Here is a 17,758-nt window from a genome sequence, read left to right as displayed (position 1 = left end):
AATCATGACGTTATGGCTATCCCAACCCTGAACAACTACGCCATGCCCAGCCAGTGGAAGGCCAACAAGGTCAACTGGACCCTGGAACCCAAACGCGCCGCCCTGCTGATCCACGACATGCAGGAGTACTTCACCGCCTTCTATGGCGAAAACAGCCCGCTGATCGCGGCCCTGACCGAGCGCCTGGTCGCCGTGCGCAAGCAGTGCAAGGCCCTCGGCATTCCGGTTTTCTACACCGCCCAGCCCAAGGATCAATCCCCCGAGGACAGGGCCCTGCTCAACGACATGTGGGGGCCTGGCCTGAACAAGAGCCCCGAGCTGCAGCAGGTGGTGGCAGCACTGCGCCCGGAGCCTGACGATACCGTGCTGGTCAAGTGGCGCTACAGCGCCTTCCAGCGCTCCGAACTCGAACAGATGCTCAAAGACCTGGGTCGGGATCAGCTGATCATAGGCGGCATCTACGGCCATATCGGCTGCATGATGACCGCCTGCGACGCCTTCATGCGCGACATCCAGCCCTTCTTCCTGGCGGACGGGGTGGCGGACTTCTCCCTGGCCGATCACCAGATGGCGCTTGACTATGTGGCGACCCGCTGCGGCAAGGTGATCCCCTGCGAGGAGGTGCTGGCGCTTGCCCCGGCTTCCGCTTTCGCCGTCCAGACCAATCCGTTGCTGACGTATGAGGGGCTCAAGGCGCGGCTGCTGAGCCACATCGACGAGGATGAAGAAGAGTTCGATGCGGACGAGAACCTTATCGACTACGGCCTGGATTCGGTGCGCATCATGTCCCTGCTCACCGAATGGCGCGCCGCCGGGGTGGAGCTGGGCTTCGTGGATCTCGCCAAGCTGCCGACCCTCAACGGCTGGTGGCGCCTCATCGAGGTCAAGCTGGCAGCCCAGGCGCTGGAGGTGACCCCATGAACCGCTTCCCCTTGACCATCCCCCAGCAGGGGATCTGGTCCGGACATCTGCTCAATGACGACAAGGCGATGTTCAACACCGCCGAGTGCATCGCCTTCGACGGCAAGGTCGAGGCTGCTGTGCTGGCCGCGGCCCTTGCCAAGGCGGTGGGGGAGTGCGAGGCGCTCAAGGGCCATTTCGAGCAGGATGGGGAGGCGGTCTGCTTCGTCTCGCACGAGCTGCCCCTGGCCTATGAAGAGGTCTCCCTCGAGCGCGACGACGAGACGCTGGCCCGCGCCTGGGCTTGGGGCGATCTGCGCCGCCCGTTTGAGCTGACCCAAGAGGCGCCCTGCCGCTTCGCCCTGCTGCGCGGCCCCGGCCGGGATTACCTCTACAGCTGCGTGCACCACATAGCCCTCGACGGCTTTGGCACCACCTTGCTGTTCCAGCGCATCGCCGAGCTGTATGCCGAGGGGCTGGCCGGTGAGATGGACTCTCCATCCCCCTTCGGCTCGTTGGCTGAGGTGCTGGCCGAAGAGGCGAGCCGCGAGCTAAGCGGCAAGAACGCCGCCGCTCGCGCCTTCTGGCAGGAGCAGCTGCAAGGCTGGCCCGAGGTGCGCTCCTTCAGCGAGTCCCGCGCCCCCATCGCCGCCGAGTTTATCCGCGAGAGCCGCCCCCTGCCGGCGGCGCTGTGGCAATCCCTGACCGGCTTTGCCGACGAGCACAAGCTGGGCTGGCCGGATCTGCTGCTGGCCGGTCTCTCGGCCCAGCTCTCCCTTGCCAGTGGCCAGCAACAAACGTTGCTTGGCCTGATGATGATGAACCGCATCGGGTCTGCCTCCCTGACAGTGCCCTGCATGCAGATGAACATCACCCCGTTGGCGCTGGCGCTCGGTGAAGAACTGGATCTGGCGGGGGCGGCCGGCGCCGTGGCCAAGGCCAAGCGCGGCGTGCGCAAGCACCAGCACTATCGCTACGAGCTGCTGCGCCGAGACCTTGGCCTGGTGGGGGGCGACAAGCGATTGTTCGGCCCCTTGGTCAATATCATGCCGTTCGACCATGCCCGCCGCTTCGGGCCGCTCAGTGCCCATATCCTCAACATCAGCGCCGGGCCGGTGGAGGATCTCACCATAGAGGTGCTGGTGGGGGCCGATGGCCAGCCCAGACTGGATCTGGATGCCAACCCCGGCTGCTACCAGCAGGCCGATCTGGCGACCATTGCCGATACCCTGTTCGCCCTGCTGGGCCGCTGGCTCGCCGAGCCCGCCCAGACCCTGGGCAGCCTCAAGGCCGACTGGCTGGCGGAGCAGCGAGCCAGAGCCCTGATAGCCGGTCCCGCGCATGAAGCTCTCCAGGTGCGGCCGGTGCTGGAGGCGCTCTGCCACTTCGCCGCCCAGACCCCGGACAAGATTGCCTTGATTCAGAGCACGGCGCAGGGAGAGGTGAGCGTCAGCTACGAGGCGCTGCTGACCCGTGCCGAGCAGATGGCTGCCGCCCTGCAGGCGTCCGGCGTGCAGCCGGGGGACCGGGTCGGTGTCATGCTGGCCCGCAGCCCCCAGGCCATCTTCGCACAGCTGGCGGTGCTGCTGGCTGGCGCCGTCTATGTGCCCCTCGACCCCGAGCAGCCGCTGGAGCGTCAGGGCCATATCCTGCGTCTGGGGGAGGTGAAGACCCTGATCACCCAGGCCGAGTACCGTCACATGCTGGCCAGCCTGTTCGAGGGGCGCGCTCTCCTGGCGGGGGATCTGGTGAGCGACGATCGGCTCAACCAGCCGGCCGCCGGCCGCGCCGTCGCCTACCTGATGTTCACCTCGGGCTCGACCGGTCTGCCCAAGGGGGTGGCGGTAAGCCACGGGGCGCTGGATCACTTCGCCGCCGCGGCCCGCTGCCGCTATCACCTGGACGAGGGGGCGCGGATGCTGCAATTCGCCCCCTTCAACTTCGACGCCAGCATCGAGGAGGTGTTTGCCACCCTGAGCGCCGGCGCCACCCTGGTGCTGCGCACCGACGCCCTGCTCGAATCCATGCCCGCCTTCGCGGCAGGGGTGGAGCAGATGGGGATCACCCACCTCGACCTGCCTACCGCGTTCTGGAACGAGTGGGTAGTGGCGCTGACGGCGGGTCAGGCCCAGATACCTGCCAATCTGGCCACCGTCATCATAGGCGGCGAGGCTGTCTACCCCGAGCAGCTGGCCCAGTGGCAGCGCCAGGGCCGCTCCGATGTGCGCCTCTTCAACACCTACGGCCCCACCGAAACCACAGTGGTGGTGACCACCCAGGAGCTGCAGCAGGAAGACCCGAGCCTGGCCCAGTTGCCCATAGGCCTGCCGCTGCCCGGCATGCAGGCGCTCATTCTGGGGGCGGGGGAGCAACCCGCCAGTGAGGGTGAGCTGGTGCTGCTCGGCCCGCAGCTGGCCAACGGCTACGTGGGGGGCGTACAAGGCAGCTTTGGCACCCTGCGGATCGGTGAGGAGGATGTGCCCGTTTATCGCACCGGCGATCGGGTGCGCTTGGTGGCCAGCCGTCTGGTCTATCTGGGCCGGCGCGACAACGAGTTCAAGATAAGCGGCTATCGCATCCAGCCCGGCGAGGTGGAGGCCCAGTTGCTGGCCCTGCCCGGGGTGGACGAGGCCTGTGTGCAGGGAGTGAGCATCGGCAGCGTACGCCGGCTGGTGGCCTTCGTGGCCGGCCCTGAGCGCGACAGCCGGGCCATCAAGGCTCAGCTCGCCAGGGTGCTGCCCACCGCCATGATCCCCACCGACTATCGCCACTACGATCAGCTGCCCCGCACCGGCTCCAACAAGTTGGATCGCAAGGCGCTGCTGGCCCAGTACCAGGCCACCGACGAGGCGCTGGTGCTTGGCAGCGAGACCGAGAACAGGGTCGGCGCCATCTGGCAGCAGATCCTGGGGCTGGCCACCATGGCGCCTTCGGACAACTTCTTCGAACTGGGGGGCCAGTCCCTGCAGACCATACAGATAGTCAACCGGCTCGGCGTCGAGTTCGGGGTGCAGGTCAAGGTCTCCGATGTGTTCGATCACCCCCGTCTGGACGACTTCTGCCGTTTCCTCGATGGCAAGCTGACCGAGGATGAAGAGAGCGTGGAGATGGTGTGGTGATGAGCAAGGATCAACAAGCAATGGCCTTTGATTTCAGTGGCAAGCGGGTCTGGGTGACCGGGGCTGGCCGTGGCATAGGGCGCGAGGTGGCAGAGCAGTTCGTGGCCGCTGGCGCGTCCGTGGTGGGGCTGGATCTGGCGTTTCCCGAGGACGGCTATCCCTATGCCACCCGGCTGCTCGACATCGGCGATGCCGCAGCGGTGAACGCCTGCTGCGCAGCGCTGCTGGCGGACGGCGGGCTGGATGTGCTGGTGAACGGGGCCGGGGTGCTGCGCCTCGGCCCCACCGAAAACTTGAGCGACCAGGATTGGCACGACTGCATGACGGTCAACGCCAGCGGCGTCTTCTATCTGCTGCGGGCCCTGGTGCCCCACTTCAAGGGGCAACGGCGCGGCGCCATCGTCACAATCGGTTCCAACGCCGCCCATGTGCCACGCATGCAGATGGCGGCCTATTGTGCCTCCAAGGCGGCGGTCACCAGCTTGACCCAGACGGTAGGGCTGGAGCTGGCCCCCTTCGGCGTGCGCGCCAACCTGGTGTCGCCGGGCTCGACGGACACCCCCATGCTGCGGGGCATGCTGCCGAACGAGGAGGCCATGGCCCGCACCATTGCCGGGCTGCCGGAGCAGTTCAAGCTCGGCATTCCCCTGCGCAAAATCGCCACCCCGGCGGAGATCGCCCATACCGTCCTCTTCCTGGCCTCGGATCTGGCCAGCCATATCACGCTGCAGGATCTGGTCGTCGACGGCGGCGCCACCCTGAGTGCCTGAGGCTTGAGAAACAGATGAACAATATGATTTTGCTGTTGAAACAGCTGGACGGTCAGAGCGTCAATCTCGCCCTGAATGAGAAGGGGCAGGACGGTTTTTCTTCCTATCGCGCCACGCCGGCTGTCTGAGGTACAGATGAACAATATGATAACGCTGTTGAAACAGCTGGAGCGGCAGGGGGTCAAGCTGGCCCTGAACGACAAGGGCCAGCTTATCTCCCAGTCGAGCAAGGAGGCGGTGACGCCGGCCATCGGCGCCACCATCAAGACCCACAAGGATGAGCTGGTGCGCTGCCTGGCGGCCCGCGTCGCCTTCGAGGCACCTATCGAGGTGCAAGGGGCATTGAGCGGCCCGCTCTCCTCCTCCCAGAGCGGACTCTGGTTTATCGAGCAGTACGAGGAGGCCTCCCACCTCTACAATATGCCGGTCTATTTTCGCGTTAAGGGAGAGTTGGACACGGCGGCGCTGGAGTTTGCCTTCGACCATCTGTTTGCCCGCCACCCCAGCATGCGTACCCGCTTTATCAAGGACGAGGCGGGCAGGGGGGCCCAGGAGATCTTGCCCCACCAGCTGTTCAAACTGCAGATAGAGGATGTGAGTGCAGAGCCTGATGTCGAGCGCGAGGCCTATGTGGCCAGGCGGGTGCGCGAGGAGATCGGGCGCCCCTTCTCCCTGACCCAAGGGGACTTGAGCCGGGTGCACCTCATTCGCCTCGGCAGCCGCGAGCACGTGCTGCTGATCACCCAGCACCACATCATCTCCGACGGCTGGTCGGTCAAGAACATGTTCGCGGATCTCAAACGCGCCTTTCTGGCCCATCAGAACCGCGAACCCCTCAAGGTGAGCGAGCTGCCGCTCACCTACATCGACTATGCCCGCTGGTTCAACTCGGACCGTTTTCTCGATTATCACGCCGAGTTCAAGCCGTTCTGGGTGGATCGCTTGGGCGGCAGTCCCGAAGTGCACGGTCTGCCGCTGGACAAACCGCGCCCGGCCCATCAGGCCAGCGGCGGCGAGCTGGTCTTCTCCACCATAGACAACGCGCTGTGGGAGAGCTTCAAGCGCCTCTGTCAGCGCCACAGCACCTCCAATTTCATCGGCCTGCACGCCCTCTTTGCCCTGCTGATGGTGCGCCAGAGCGGCGAGAAGGAGGTGGTGATCGGCACCCCGCTCGCCTATCGCGAACGCCACGAGATCGAGCCGTTGGTGGGCTTCTTCGTCAATACCCTGGTGCTGCGCACTCAACTTAGCGGCAAGCCCAGCTTTGTCGACTATCTGCAGCAGTGCCGGGAGGAGGATCTGGCGGCATTCGATCACCAGCTCTACCGTTTCGAGGCGCTGGCCGAGGCCATAGGTGCCGATCGCACTACCGCCATCAACCCCATCTTCCAGATCATGCTGGTCTATCAGGCCAAGGTAGACTTCAACGATCTCATCCCCGGCTGCCAGCTGGTGGAGGAGACCTCGCCAGTGCTGCCGGCCAAGACCGACATCTCGGTCAAGGTGACCGAGCTGATGGACTCCGTCAGGGTAGACTGGCTGTTTGCCACCGCCCTGTTCGAGCGTGAGACAATCCAGGCTTATGCCGATCGCCTGCTGCACCTGATGCGCGCCGTGGTGGCGGCCCCGGAGACCGATATCTGGCAACTGCCGCTGGAGGCGGGCACAGACAGGGCAGCGCTGGCCGCCGAGCTGGCTGACCTGCCGCGGGACTACCACAACCGCGACACCCTGCTCTGCCATATCGAACGCCGCGCGGCGGAGCGTCCCGACGCCCTGGCGGTCAGCGACGGCGCGGATGCGTTGACCTATGGCGAGCTGGAGGTGCGAGCAAACCGGCTGGCCCACTGGCTGCAATCCTGCGGCGTCACCCCGGGCGCCGCCATCGGCATCCAGGCCAGGCGCGATGTGGCCTTCGTGGTTGCCCTGCTCGCCTGCTGGAAGGCGGGGGCGGCCTATGTGCCCCTCGACCCTGCCTATCCCGCCGAGCGGCTGGCCCATATCCTGAGCGACGCCAGTATTGCGCTGGTGCTCGGGGGAGAGCCGGATGCCCGGCTTGCCGAGGCCATCAAGGGCACAGATGCCGGTTACCACGGCCTGCATCGGCTGGCGCTGGATGGGCTGCCAACCAGCACGCCCGCCATCCCCCGGGACGCCGCCATGCTGGCCCAGATCATCTACACCTCCGGCAGCACCGGCCTGCCCAAGGGGGTCATGGTGGAGCAGGGCAGCCTGGTTAACCTGATGGCGGATCACGGCGATCGCATCGCTCTTGATCAGGACGGGGCCATGTTCAACTGCATGTCCCTCTCGTTCGATGCGGGCAACATGACCAGCTTGCTGCCGCTCTACTGCGGCGCGGCCCTGCACTTCGGCGAGCCGGGCGAGGGGGTGATCGGCGCCGCGATCGCGCGGGGTGCCAGCCATATGATTTTGCCGACCGCCCTGCTCGCGAACCTGTTGCCGCCGACGGATCTCGGCTCCCTCAAGGCCATAGGGTTTGGTGGCGAAGCCTGCCCGAGCAGCCTGGTGGAGCGCTGGGGAGAGCGGGTGGCGCTGTTCAACATGTACGGCCCGACCGAGTGCACAGTCACGGCGCTCTGCGCGCGGCTCGTGCCGGGTCAGCCCATAACCATCGGCCAGCCCATCAGCAATTTAAAAGCGCTGATCCTGGACGAAGGGGGCAACCTCTGCCCCGTCGGTGTGCCCGGTGAGCTCTGCCTGAGTGGTCTGGGTCTTGCTCGTGGCTACCTCAATCTGCCTGAGCGAACCCAAGAGACTTTTATCGAGCTGGCTCTCGACGGTCGTACCCATCGCCTCTACCGCACCGGCGATCGGGCGCTCAAGCGCCGCGACGGCAAGGTCCAATATCTGGGCCGGATTGATGAGCAGATCAAGCTGCGCGGCTATCGCATCGAGCCCGGCGAGATAGAGACGCAAGTCGCCGCGCTGTGTCCGGCCATCCGCCAGATCAAGGTAGTGGTGCAAGAGGGACGCCTGCTGGCGTACGCCTGCCTGCATGCGGAGGCGAGCGAGCCGGACGGCGAGGCCCTGTTGCAATGGGCCGGCGAATGCCTGCCCGAATACATGGTGCCGGTGCGGCTCTGCTGGCTGCCCGAGATGCCGCTCACCCCCAACGGCAAGCTGGACCTGCGCCGCCTGCCTGCCATTGACTGGCAGGAGAGCAAGAGCGAGCCACAAAGCGAGCTGGAGCAGACTGTGCTCGCCATTTGGCAAGGGGTGCTCAAGCAACCGCTCGGGGTGGAGGATGACTTCTTCCGCTTGGGGGGCGATTCTATCCTCAGCATCCAGCTCACCACCCGGTTGCGGGATGCGGGGCTGCACTGCAGCGTCAAGGACGTGTTCGAGGCCAAGACGGTGCGCCGCCTCTGCCGCCAGCTCGGCCAGCAGCAGGCGGTCAGCCACCAGACCGAACAGGGCAACCTGGTCGGCGAGTTCCCGCTCCATCCCATACAGCACTGGTTCTTCGAGCAGGGCTTCGCCAAGCCCGGCCACTGGAATCAGGGGGTGATATTGCGCCTGCCCGCCGGGATCGATGATGACACCCTGGCCGGCTGGCTGACCACCTTGCGCCAGCATCACGACGCCCTGCGTCTGGCGGTGACCCCGACCGGCCAGCGCTATCTGGCCGAGCTGGCGCTGCCGCCCTTGCCGACCCTGGATGCAGGAACACTCGGCGGGGCTGAACTGCAGGCCCGCCTGACCGAGCTGCAGGGGGATCTCGATCCCGCCAGCGGCCACACCCTGGCCTGGGCCCGCCTGCGCAACCTGGCCATAGAGGGTGAGGCCGATCCTGTGGAGGGGCTTTTCCTCGCCTTCCATCACCTGGTCATAGATGCGGTCTCCTGGCGCATCCTGGCCGAGGATCTGGCCCGGGTTAGCAGGGGCGAGCCCCTGCCCGCCAAAGGCAGCAGCTATCGCCAGTGGGGCGAAGGGCTGGCCGCCTACGCCCTGCGCGAAGAGGATCAGCTGGCGTTCTGGCTGGCCCAGGGGGAGGGCAGCCAGCAAGGCCTGCTGGAGGCCGAACGCGCCGAAGATGGCCGCGCCGCCGCCAGCCTGCTGCAACTGGACAAAGAGACCACGGCCCGCTTGATAGACCCGGCCAACCAGGCCTACTTCACCCGGGTGCCCGACCTGCTGCTGGCGGCACTGACCCGTACCCTGAGCGAGCTCGGTTACGGCAACCGTCACTGTGTGATGCTGGAAGGGCACGGCCGTGAGGCCATCGATGCTGAACTCGATGTGAGCCGCACCCTGGGTTGGTTCACCAGCACCTACCCGCTGGCGCTGGCCGATGAGCCAGAGTGGGATGCCCTGGTCTGCGCCACCAAGGAGCGGCTGCGGGCCGTGCCGGACAAGGGGGTGGGCTTCAACGCCCTGCGGCTGCACCATCCCCGCGGGCAGGAGTTACCGCAAGCCCTCATCGTCTTCAACTACCTGGGGGTCAGCCATCAGGGCGCTGCGGGTCAGCCCTGGCAGCCCCTGCCCATGGCGCCGGGGGCGCCCTCCTCACCGGACAACCTGCCGCGGGAGCTCATCAGCCTGCACGGGGGCGTCTATGACGGCTGTCTCACCCTGCGCCAGGTCGGCGCCCTCAACCAGCAAGGGAGCGACGCCCTGATGGTGAGATTGGCGGCCAACCTGCGTGCCCTGGTGGATCACTGCTGTAGGGTGAGCGCCCCGCGCCACACCCCGAGCGACTTCCCGGGGCTTGGCCTCTCGCAAGCGGCGCTCGACCAGGTGCTGAGCGGGCGCGAGGTGGAGACACTGCTGCCCATGACCTCGCTGCAGCAGAGCATGCTCTATCACAGGGCGCTGGCGCCTCGTGACACGGCTTACCACCTGCAGACCGAGATGGAGTACCGCCAGCCACTGGACCTTGCCGTCTATCGCCAGGCCTGGCAGGCGCAGATCGCCCGCTGGCCGGCCTTGCGCAGCGAGCTGGTGCTGGCGGATGGGGTGGCGCTGCAGCGCATACTGCGCCATGCCGAGCTGCCGTTCCACCATCAGGATCTGGTGGGGGATGAGCAGGCCGAGGCGCGCATCTCGGCCTATCGCCAGCAGGATCTGGGCCGCCCGATCCCGCTGAGCGAGGCTCCCTTGTTGCGGGTCGCCTGCTTCAAACTGGCCCCCGATCACCACAAGGTTGTCTTCAGCGCCCATCACGGCGTGCTGGATGGCTGGAGCGGCCCAGTACTGCTGGGTTCCCTGCATAGACACTACCAATCGCTGATGCAGGGTCGGGTACCAGAAGTGACGCCAGATACCGCCTGGCTGGAATTTGGCCGCCATATCGCGAGCCAGGCCCGCACCGCTGAGGCCTACTGGCAGGGACGTGCCGTGCTGCTGGCCAAGCCCAACGATCTCTCGTGCCTGTTCGGGGTGGCGCTGGAGCCACAGCTGACCCAGCGCTATACGCAACATAAGCCTGCGGTGTGCGGCCAGCCCCTGGCACCGCACATGTCGGCTCGACTGGAAGCCCGCGCCCGCGAGTTGGGGGTGACCCCGGGGCTGCTGGCCCAATACGCCTGGCATCGGCTGCTCGCTCGCCAGTGCGGCGACGAGGTCACCCTGGTGGGCAACGTGACCCCGGGCCGGGACTATCCCATCGATGGGATCACCGCGAGCGTCGGCCTCTACATCAACAGCCTGCCGCTCAGCCTGGATTGGCGCACCGAGTTGAGCCTGGCCGAGCATATAGCCAGGCTGCAGTCGGATTTGATGGCGCTCAATGAGCACGGCACCCAGTCGCTCTCGGCGCTGACGAAAGGCCGGGCGCGTCTGTTCCTGAGTCTGTTTGTATTCGAGAACTACCCCATGCCGGCGGCCCCTGCCGCCCCCGAACCCCACCAGCTGGTGCCCCGCTTCGGCGCCGTGGTGGAGAAGGTGGAGCTGCCGCTCTCCCTGGTGGTCAATGCCCGGGGCGGTCAGCTCAACCTGCGCTTCGAGTTCGACGGGGATCTGATCCCCATGGCGCGGGCCGAGGCCGTGCTGGCCGCCTGGATAAGTGAGCTGGAATGGCTGGCGCAGGCGGACCTGAGCCAGCCGGCCAAACCGGCGGCGGCCGTGCTATCCCCAGCGCAAGGGGCAGCCACACCATCGGCAGTCACACAGGTGGCCGCTTCCAGGGCTGAGTCCGGGCAGGTTCAGCCACCGGCCGAGGCCCGCGTTCTGGTGGCTCTGTGGCAGCGCCATTGCGGCGTGCCCGGTGTCTGGCAGCAGAGCCTGCAGGATCTTGGGGTGGACTCGGTGCAGCAGCTTGCCCTGCTGGCGGCCCTCAATGAAGCCTTTGCCGATGGGCGGGCCCCCCTCAGCCTGGGGGATCTCAAGACATACGGCTCCCCCTGCCGGCTGTTCAACCATTGGCTGGTGCGCCAGCCCGAGGAGGTGCTATGACGATGGCGATAGGCTCAGGCAAGGGGGTCGGGGCAAGGGAGCACTCCCTCGGTTCTCGGCTGGCGGCTTGCCTCGCCGCCACCCCGCTGGCCCCCGCCATCCGCCTGGGCGGGGTCGGTATGACTGAGCAAGGCATAAGTGAGCACGGCACGGGCGAGGCCGGCCCCGGCGCCTGGCTCAACTATGGCGAGCTCAGCCTGCGGGTCGGTCAGATCGCCGCCCGCCTGCAAGGGCTGGCGGTGGGGGAGCGGGTCGGCCTCTATCTGGCGCGCAGCCCGGATCTGGTGGCCAGCCTGCTCGCCTGCCTGCGCCTCGGCCTCACCTTTGTGCCGCTGGAGCCGGATTTCCCGGTGGAGCGGCTGCAGGGGATCGCCCGTCAGGCGCGCCTGTCGGCGGTGATCTGCGATGACGAGGTGGGGGCCCCGGATTTCGGTTGTCCCCTGCGCTCCCTCAAGGGGCCCGCCCCTGGCGGGACCCTCTCCTGGCCCAGGGTGGACGACGCCCTGGCGGCCTATATGATGTTCACCTCGGGCTCCACCGGCGAGCCCAAGGGGGTGGTCATCAGTCGGCGGGCTTTGCTCTGCTTCCTCGACGGGATCCGCGAGCGGCTCGGGTTATCACCTAACTGCCACTGGCTCTTTATCACCACACCGGCCTTCGACATCTCATTGCTGGAGATGCTGGGGCCGCTCTGGGGCGGAGGCCGGCTGACGGTGGCGGGTGGCGAGCACAACAAGGATCCCCTGGGGATGCTGGCCCTGCTGGCGGCAGACCCCAGTATTAACTTCCTGCAAGCCACCCCGGCCTGCTGGCGCATGTTGCTCAAAGCCGGATGGCAGGGACGCGATATCCTCACCGCCCTGTGTGGTGGCGAGGCGCTGGATATGGGGCTGGCCGAGCAGCTCTGCGCTCGCACCCAGCGGCTGTGGAACTGCTACGGGCCCACCGAGGCCACCGTCTGGTCCCTGGTGAGCGAGGTGCGCTGGCCACCGTTTGATGGGCAGATCACCATCAGCCACAGCCTGCCCGGCTACCGCCACTGGGTGCTGGACGAGACGGGGCTGCCGGTGGCAGAGGGGGAGGTCGGTGAGCTCTGCATCGAGAGCCCGGCACTGTGCGAAGGTTACTGGCGCAAGCCCGCCCTGACGGCGGCCGCCTTCCTGCGCCTGGAGAGCCACCGCCTCTACCGCACCGGGGATAGGGTGCGACTGCTTGGGGCGGACCGCTTTCTCTATCTCGGGCGGCGGGACGATCAGGTCAAGCTGCGGGGCTTTCGCATCGAGCTGGGGGAGGTGGAGGCGGGCCTTCGCCATCAACCCGGGGTGCAGGAGGCGGCGGTGCGCCTGATGGGCGAGGGGGACGAGGCCATGCTGGTGGGCTACGTGGAGGCCAGGGCCGGTGTGACCCTCAATCGACTCGCCCTGCGCAAGGGGCTGCAGGCCAGCCTGCCCCATTACATGGTGCCGGCGCGGCTTATCCTGCTTGATGCCCTGCCCAAGACCGGCAGCGGAAAATTGGACAGAAAAGCGCTGCCCTTGCCGGAGTAGGCCCCGCGCAGCAGATAAAAGGAAGCCCGCAAATGCGGGCTTCTTGTTGGCAGTCAACCGAGGGCGGGCTTAGTGAGTGATGGGGGTCGCGTCCGGCTTGGTGAGCAGCTGCTCGACGTCGTCGATCACCTTGAGCGCCGCCTGGGGGCCGCCGGTGGAGGTCCAGAGCGACCCGTCCACGGCGCCGAAGCGCTTGCCCTTGATGGCGCCGAGCTGCTGGAAGGCCGGGGTCTGCTCGGCCTGCTTCATGGCATCCACCGCATCGCCGCTGGCGCTCAGGGTGCCGACCACCAGCCAGTCACCGTCCAGCAGGTTGAGGGACTCGAGGCTGAGGGCCGGGGAGTGGGGGCTCTTGTCGCCTATCTGGTGGGCAGGGCGAGCCAGCCCCATCTCGGTGACCACGCTGCTGGCGAAAGTGCCGCCGTGCATGTAGCTAGGCCCCTTGGGGTTCCAGCGCACTATGCTCACCTGCTCACCCTGGTACTTGGCAAGCTTGCTGCGGGCCTGTGCCAGGCGGGCGTCATACCGGGCGAGGAAGGCCTTGGCCTCGGCTTCCTTGTTCATCACATTGGCGCTGCGGTTGAACACAGTTTTCCAGGGCTCGCCCCAGTTGCCGGTGACGACTGTGGGGGCTATCTCCTGCAGCAGGGCCAGCAGTTCGGGCTTGGTCTGGCCGGTGAGGATGAGGTCGGGCTCCAGATCGATGAGTTTCTCCAGATTGGGGTTGTCGAGATCCCCGACCACCTGGATCGCCTTGCCCGCCTTGTCCAGCAGATAGCGGGGCAGGGTGCCCTGGCCACGGCCGTTGACGGTGCCGACTGGTTGCACCCCCAGGGTCAGGGCGCTGTCGAGATCGAGCTCGCTCAGCACCACGACGCGCCGGGGATCATCGGGGACTGTCTGGGACTGGCCGTTGGCATCGAGCACCTGGCGGGTGCCGGCCTGGGCCTGAAAGCCGACCAGACTGGCCAGCATGAGCGCGGCGGCCAGGGGGGAGGAGATCTTCATGGTTACATCCTTAATGGGTGAAATCGGCGGCACTCTTGCCCCATGCCGGGTGGCCCCTGTTGGTCGTGCCTGCCAGTCAGCCTAAAACCGGGGTCCAAATGGGCGGGGACATGCTACCACAGAAGCGCAAGTGAGAAACATTGTCATTTGTGTTTGTGGTGCTGGCCCTGGCGGTTTTGTTACCATAAGGCTCCATTGCGAGGAGCCCAGATGCCCCCTTTACCCCCTATCACCCCCTTCCTTTTGCAACGGGATCACCTGCCGCTGCCAGGCTCCCCTGATCTCCTGTTGCACCGGATCTGCTTCGATGCCGCCGCCTTTACCCCCGCCTGCTTTGCGGCCCAGGGCATGGCGCTGCCTGCCAGCCTACAAGGGGCAGCCCCCAAGCGGCTGGGGGAGTTTCTGGCGGGACGCCTCGCGGCCCGCGAGGCCCTGCGCCCCTTCGGCCTGGCGGGGAGTACAGTGGCCATAGGGAGCGCCCGCGAGCCGCTCTGGCCTGAGGGGATGGAGGGGAGCATCAGCCACAGCCAGCTGGCGGGGCAGGGGGTGGCGCTCTGCGGGGTGCGTCCCGCCCAGGGGGGCATGGGGCTGGATCTGGAGGCCTGGCTCGAGGCCGACCAAGCGGCGCAGCTCTGGCCCGGCATAGTCGATGAGGATGAGTGGGGACGGCTGGAGGCCGGGGGCGGCGCGGTAGGGCTCGACAGATCCCGGGGACTGACCCTGGTGTTCTCCGCCAAGGAGAGCCTGTTCAAGGCGCTCTATCCCAGGGTGGGGCGCTACTTCGACTTTCTCGATGCCCGCTGGCTGGGGATGACGGATCAGACCCTCACCCTGGAGCTTAAGGCCCCCCTGACGCCGACCCTGCCCGCCGGCTGGCACTGCACCCTGCACTGGCAGCCGCTGCCGGGGGGCGTGCTCACCACCTTGCTGCTGTGAACGGCGCCCGTGCTCTCCTGCCCCGCCGCTGCCCAAACAAAGAAACCGCCATCAGGCGGTTTCTTGCTATCTCTTTCAGGCCGACTGCTTGCTCGGGGCCGTATCATGGCGCCGATGGTGCACCTCTTCACCGCGCCGACGCGGCACTATGACGGGGGCGCCATCGCCGGGTGCGTGCAGTATGTCCACATCGGTCTGGTAGAGACGATCGATCAGGGACTTGGTCACCACCTCACGGGCCGGGCCCATGGCCTGGATACCGCCGTCCCCCAGGGCAATCAGCTCGTCGCAGTAGCGGGCGGCGGTGGCGAGATCATGGATCACGATGAGCACCGTCTTGCCCTCGGCGGCGACCCTGTGGATGGCTTCCATCACCTCGGTCTGGTGGCCTATGTCCAGGGCGCTGGTGGGCTCGTCCAGCAAGATGAGATCCGCATCCTGGGCCAGCACCATGGCGAGCCAGACCCGCTGGGCCTGGCCGCCGGACAGCGAATTGGCGCTCTGCTGCCAGATGGCATCGAGCTGCATCCGCTCCCGGGCCCAGTCCACCATGCGGGCGTCCTCCTCGCTCCACTGGGTGAACCAGCCCTGATGGGGATGGCGGCCATACTGCACCAGCTGTTCGACCCGGATGCCAGGCGGCACCAGCGGCCGCTGGGGCAGGTAGGCCAGCTCCCGGGCCAGGGCCTTCATGCCATAGCTACCGAGGGGCCTGCCCTTGAGCAGTATCTCCCCGGACTGAGGCTGCTCCTGGCCTGCCAGCAGTTTGAGCAGGGTGGACTTGCCGCCCCCGTTGGGGCCGACTATGCCCACCAGCTTGCCCTGGGGGATGGAGAGGGAGATCTCCTCGAAGATGGCCTTGTGCTGGTAGCCGAAATGGAGTCGATTCACGGTGAGCGTCATCAGGCGGCCCTCGGTCTGTCTTGAAAATGGATGAATGGCATGGTCAGTCCGCCCGTTGTCTGTCTTTGATCAGGATGAAGAGCAGCAGCAGGCCGCCGAGAATGCGGGTCATGATGCCGGTGGCGACCTCGTGGGGGCTGGCCAGCACCCGCACCAGGGTGTCGCTGGCGAGCAGCATCAGGGCGCCGCACAGGGCCGCTATCCAGAGTGGCACTATGCGATCCCGGGAGAGCCAGGAGGCGAGTATGGGGGCGGCCATGGCGATGAAGACCACGGGGCCGCCGATGGCGGTGCCAAGGGCCGCGACTATGATGGCCTGGGCCAGCACCCCGAGCTGCACCCGGTTGACGTTCACCCCCAGGGTTCTGGCGGTGACGGATCCTAGGCGCAGCACGCCGAGGGCGCGGGAGAGATAGACGACCCAGGGGCAGATGAGCAGGATCAGTATCCCTACAGGCACAACTGTGCCGTAGCCCTGGCCGACGAAGTTGCCCATGTTCCAGAGATAGAGGCTGGTGAGGTGCACCAGGGACTGGGTGGACATGGCGAACTGGCCGATGGCGTTCATCAGCTTGGAGACGCCTATGCCGATCACCACGAACAGGTAACCCTGCTCCCCCGGCTTGTTGCACAGGGCATAGAGCACGGCGGCGGCAAACAGGGCACCGAAGGGCGCGGCCCACCAGGGCCAGCTGCCGAGCGTCAGGTAGAGGGAGAAGATGATGATGGCCAGGGAGGCCCCCTCGTTGACCCCTATCATGTCCGGGGTGGCGAGGCGGTTGCGGACCAGGGTCTGCACCAGGCAGCCGGAGAGGCCCATGGCGGCGCCAGCCACCAGCACGGCGACGATGCGCGGCAGCCGGATCTTGAACACAGTCACCTCATCGAGCCGGCTCCCCTCCCCAAGCAGTGTCTGGATGACCCCCATCATGGTGATCTTGCCGGAGCCCAGGGTCAGGGCCAGCAGGGAGAGCAGCACCAGTGCGACGATCAGCGCGAGGGTGATTAGCCAGGCGCGGCGCTCCAGCAGCAGGGTGCGGCGGCCGAGGCGCAGGCAGAGGGTGCCGGTGGGGAGTCGGGTCTCGGGCAGGGTGCCCGTCAGGGTGTCATTCATGGCATTGTTCATGGGAGGGCACCTTATTTGACGGCCAGCAGGGAGCGGAAACCGCCGCTACGCACCACCAGGATGAGCACGGGGGCGCCGATCAGCGCCAGAATGACGCCGTTGGGCAGCTCGAACGGCTGCAGCAGCCAGCGCGCCAGTATGTCGGCACCGAGCAGGAACAGCACCCCGAACAGGGCGGAGAAGCGCACCTGGATGGCCAGGCGCACCGGCTCCACCAGACGGGCGCAGTAGGCGGCCAGGAAGCCGACAAAGCCGATGGGACCGGCAATGGCGATGGCGCAGGCGGTGAACAGGGTGGCGGCCAGCAGCACGCCGATGCGCACCCGGGTCGGCCGTATGCCGAGCGCCTGGGCCTGGTTGTCCCCCATCTGCATCAGGGTGAGCTGGCGGCAGAGCGCCAGGGTCAGCAGCAGGGCGGCCAGCGCGAAGGGGATCACCGTCAGCACGGACTCCAGGCTGGAGGCGGCGAGCGACCCTAAGTTCCAGAAGCGGAACTGCTCCAGCACCACCTTGTTGGAGAGCAGCAGGAAGTTGGAGAGGCCGCCGAAGGTGGCGGAGAGGGCGACCCCCACCAGGATGAGTTTGAGGGGGTTGGAGCGCCCCACCATGAGGCCGAGACCCAGCACTATGAGGTTGCCGAGCAGGGCCCCCATGCCGGACCAGAGCAGATAACCGTAGGCGGATTCGACGCCAAACCAGGTGAGGCCGACCACCAGGGCGAAGACGGCACCGGCGTTGACCCCGAGCAGGCCGGGTTCGGCCAGGGGGTTGCGGGTGGCGCTTTGCAGCATGGAGGCGGCGAGTGCGAGACAGACCCCCACCACCAGGGCCGCCAGGGTGCGGGGCAATCGCAATGTATTGACTATCATGGCGAGTTTTTCATCGGCCACCAGGGCGGGATCGCCCAGCAGGAAACCGGCGACCTCGCGGCCACCATAGACACCGGCGCCTGTGGCCAGTGACAGAGAAATCAGCAGTATGAGGAGCAGCACTCCGAGCCAGAACAGCTGAGCTTGGTATCTGAGCACGCAA

At 66.7% G+C, this 17,758-nt stretch carries 10 protein-coding genes; 6 read left to right on the top strand and 4 right to left on the bottom strand.

The annotated features are described in order from the left end of the window. Positions 1–12: 12 nt before the first annotated feature. The 5 genes from Aeroheme_RS12475 (at position 13) to Aeroheme_RS12455 (ending at position 12,753) form a co-directional block, all read left to right on the top strand. Positions 13–921 carry an isochorismatase family protein gene (locus tag Aeroheme_RS12475; protein ID WP_411165949.1) on the top strand — a complete coding sequence of 303 codons (909 nt, stop codon included), beginning with the start codon at positions 13–15 and terminating at the stop codon, positions 919–921. Next, complete coding sequence (amoF, locus tag Aeroheme_RS12470) at positions 918–4,019, top strand: amonabactin biosynthesis non-ribosomal peptide synthetase AmoF (RefSeq protein WP_411165948.1); 3,102 nt, start codon at positions 918–920, stop codon at positions 4,017–4,019. Before Aeroheme_RS12475 ends, amoF begins: the two co-directional genes overlap by 4 nt. A 20-nt stretch (positions 4,020–4,039) precedes the next feature. Then, positions 4,040–4,789, top strand: coding sequence for an amonabactin biosynthesis protein AmoA (gene amoA, locus Aeroheme_RS12465; protein WP_411167242.1), 750 nt, complete (start codon positions 4,040–4,042; stop codon positions 4,787–4,789). A 135-nt stretch (positions 4,790–4,924) separates the two neighbouring features. Then, complete coding sequence (gene amoG / locus Aeroheme_RS12460) at positions 4,925–11,206, top strand: amonabactin biosynthesis non-ribosomal peptide synthetase AmoG (protein ID WP_411165947.1); 6,282 nt, start codon at positions 4,925–4,927, stop codon at positions 11,204–11,206. Continuing rightward, the gene (locus tag Aeroheme_RS12455; RefSeq protein WP_411165946.1) at positions 11,203–12,753 is read left to right on the top strand and encodes an amino acid adenylation domain-containing protein; all 1,551 of its coding nucleotides are present in this window, start codon (positions 11,203–11,205) and stop codon (positions 12,751–12,753) included. Before amoG ends, Aeroheme_RS12455 begins: the two co-directional genes overlap by 4 nt. Positions 12,754–12,822: 69 nt before the next feature. Here Aeroheme_RS12455 and Aeroheme_RS12450 read toward each other — a convergent pair whose 3' ends face one another. Continuing rightward, positions 12,823–13,761: an ABC transporter substrate-binding protein gene (locus tag Aeroheme_RS12450; RefSeq protein WP_411165945.1), complete on the bottom strand. Its 939-nt coding sequence runs from the start codon at positions 13,759–13,761 to the stop codon at positions 12,823–12,825. Between the two features lie 210 nt (positions 13,762–13,971). On the opposite strand from Aeroheme_RS12450, the gene Aeroheme_RS12445 reads away from it, so the two are divergent. Beyond that, positions 13,972–14,697: a 4'-phosphopantetheinyl transferase family protein gene (locus Aeroheme_RS12445; protein ID WP_411165944.1), complete on the top strand. Its 726-nt coding sequence runs from the start codon at positions 13,972–13,974 to the stop codon at positions 14,695–14,697. 75 nt (positions 14,698–14,772) lie between these two features. Here the strand turns inward: Aeroheme_RS12445 and Aeroheme_RS12440 are convergent, their stop codons facing one another. Genes Aeroheme_RS12440 through Aeroheme_RS12430 form a run of 3 tightly spaced genes read right to left on the bottom strand, consistent with a single transcriptional unit; the run spans position 14,773 to position 17,754 of the window. Then, entirely contained in the window at positions 14,773–15,600 is an 828-nt protein-coding gene (locus Aeroheme_RS12440) for an amonabactin ABC transporter ATP-binding protein (RefSeq protein WP_411165943.1), read from the bottom strand. A gap of 43 nt (positions 15,601–15,643) precedes the next feature. Further along, positions 15,644–16,726 (bottom strand): amonabactin ABC transporter permease subunit 1, encoded by a 1,083-nt coding sequence (locus Aeroheme_RS12435; protein WP_411165942.1) that lies wholly within the window; start codon positions 16,724–16,726, stop codon positions 15,644–15,646. Positions 16,727–16,737: 11 nt separating this feature from the next. Then, positions 16,738–17,754: an amonabactin ABC transporter permease subunit 2 gene (locus tag Aeroheme_RS12430; RefSeq protein WP_411165941.1), complete on the bottom strand. Its 1,017-nt coding sequence runs from the start codon at positions 17,752–17,754 to the stop codon at positions 16,738–16,740. Positions 17,755–17,758: the final 4 nt, after the last annotated feature.

The sequence above is a fragment of the Aeromonas sp. DSM 116730 genome (genome assembly GCF_046581335.1).
Classification (GTDB): domain Bacteria; phylum Pseudomonadota; class Gammaproteobacteria; order Enterobacterales; family Aeromonadaceae; genus Aeromonas; species Aeromonas rivipollensis.
The sequence above is the reverse complement of the archived record's forward strand: the minus strand, read 5'-3'. Positions and strand labels throughout refer to the sequence as shown.

What these genes read in the sequence shown, in the direction of transcription:
- Aeroheme_RS12475 (WP_411165949.1), top strand. Translation starts at nt 13, where the DNA reads ATGGCTATCCCAACCCTGAACAACTACGCCATGCCCAGCCAGTGGAAG.
- amoF (WP_411165948.1), top strand. Translation starts at nt 918, where the DNA reads ATGAACCGCTTCCCCTTGACCATCCCCCAGCAGGGGATCTGGTCCGGA.
- Aeroheme_RS12440 (WP_411165943.1), bottom strand. Translation starts at nt 15,600, where the DNA reads ATGACGCTCACCGTGAATCGACTCCATTTCGGCTACCAGCACAAGGCC.
- Aeroheme_RS12450 (WP_411165945.1), bottom strand. Translation starts at nt 13,761, where the DNA reads ATGAAGATCTCCTCCCCCCTGGCCGCCGCGCTCATGCTGGCCAGTCTG.
- Aeroheme_RS12445 (WP_411165944.1), top strand. Translation starts at nt 13,972, where the DNA reads ATGCCCCCTTTACCCCCTATCACCCCCTTCCTTTTGCAACGGGATCAC.
- Aeroheme_RS12435 (WP_411165942.1), bottom strand. Translation starts at nt 16,726, where the DNA reads ATGAACAATGCCATGAATGACACCCTGACGGGCACCCTGCCCGAGACC.
- amoG (WP_411165947.1), top strand. Translation starts at nt 4,925, where the DNA reads ATGAACAATATGATAACGCTGTTGAAACAGCTGGAGCGGCAGGGGGTC.
- Aeroheme_RS12455 (WP_411165946.1), top strand. Translation starts at nt 11,203, where the DNA reads ATGACGATGGCGATAGGCTCAGGCAAGGGGGTCGGGGCAAGGGAGCAC.
- amoA (WP_411167242.1), top strand. Translation starts at nt 4,040, where the DNA reads ATGGCCTTTGATTTCAGTGGCAAGCGGGTCTGGGTGACCGGGGCTGGC.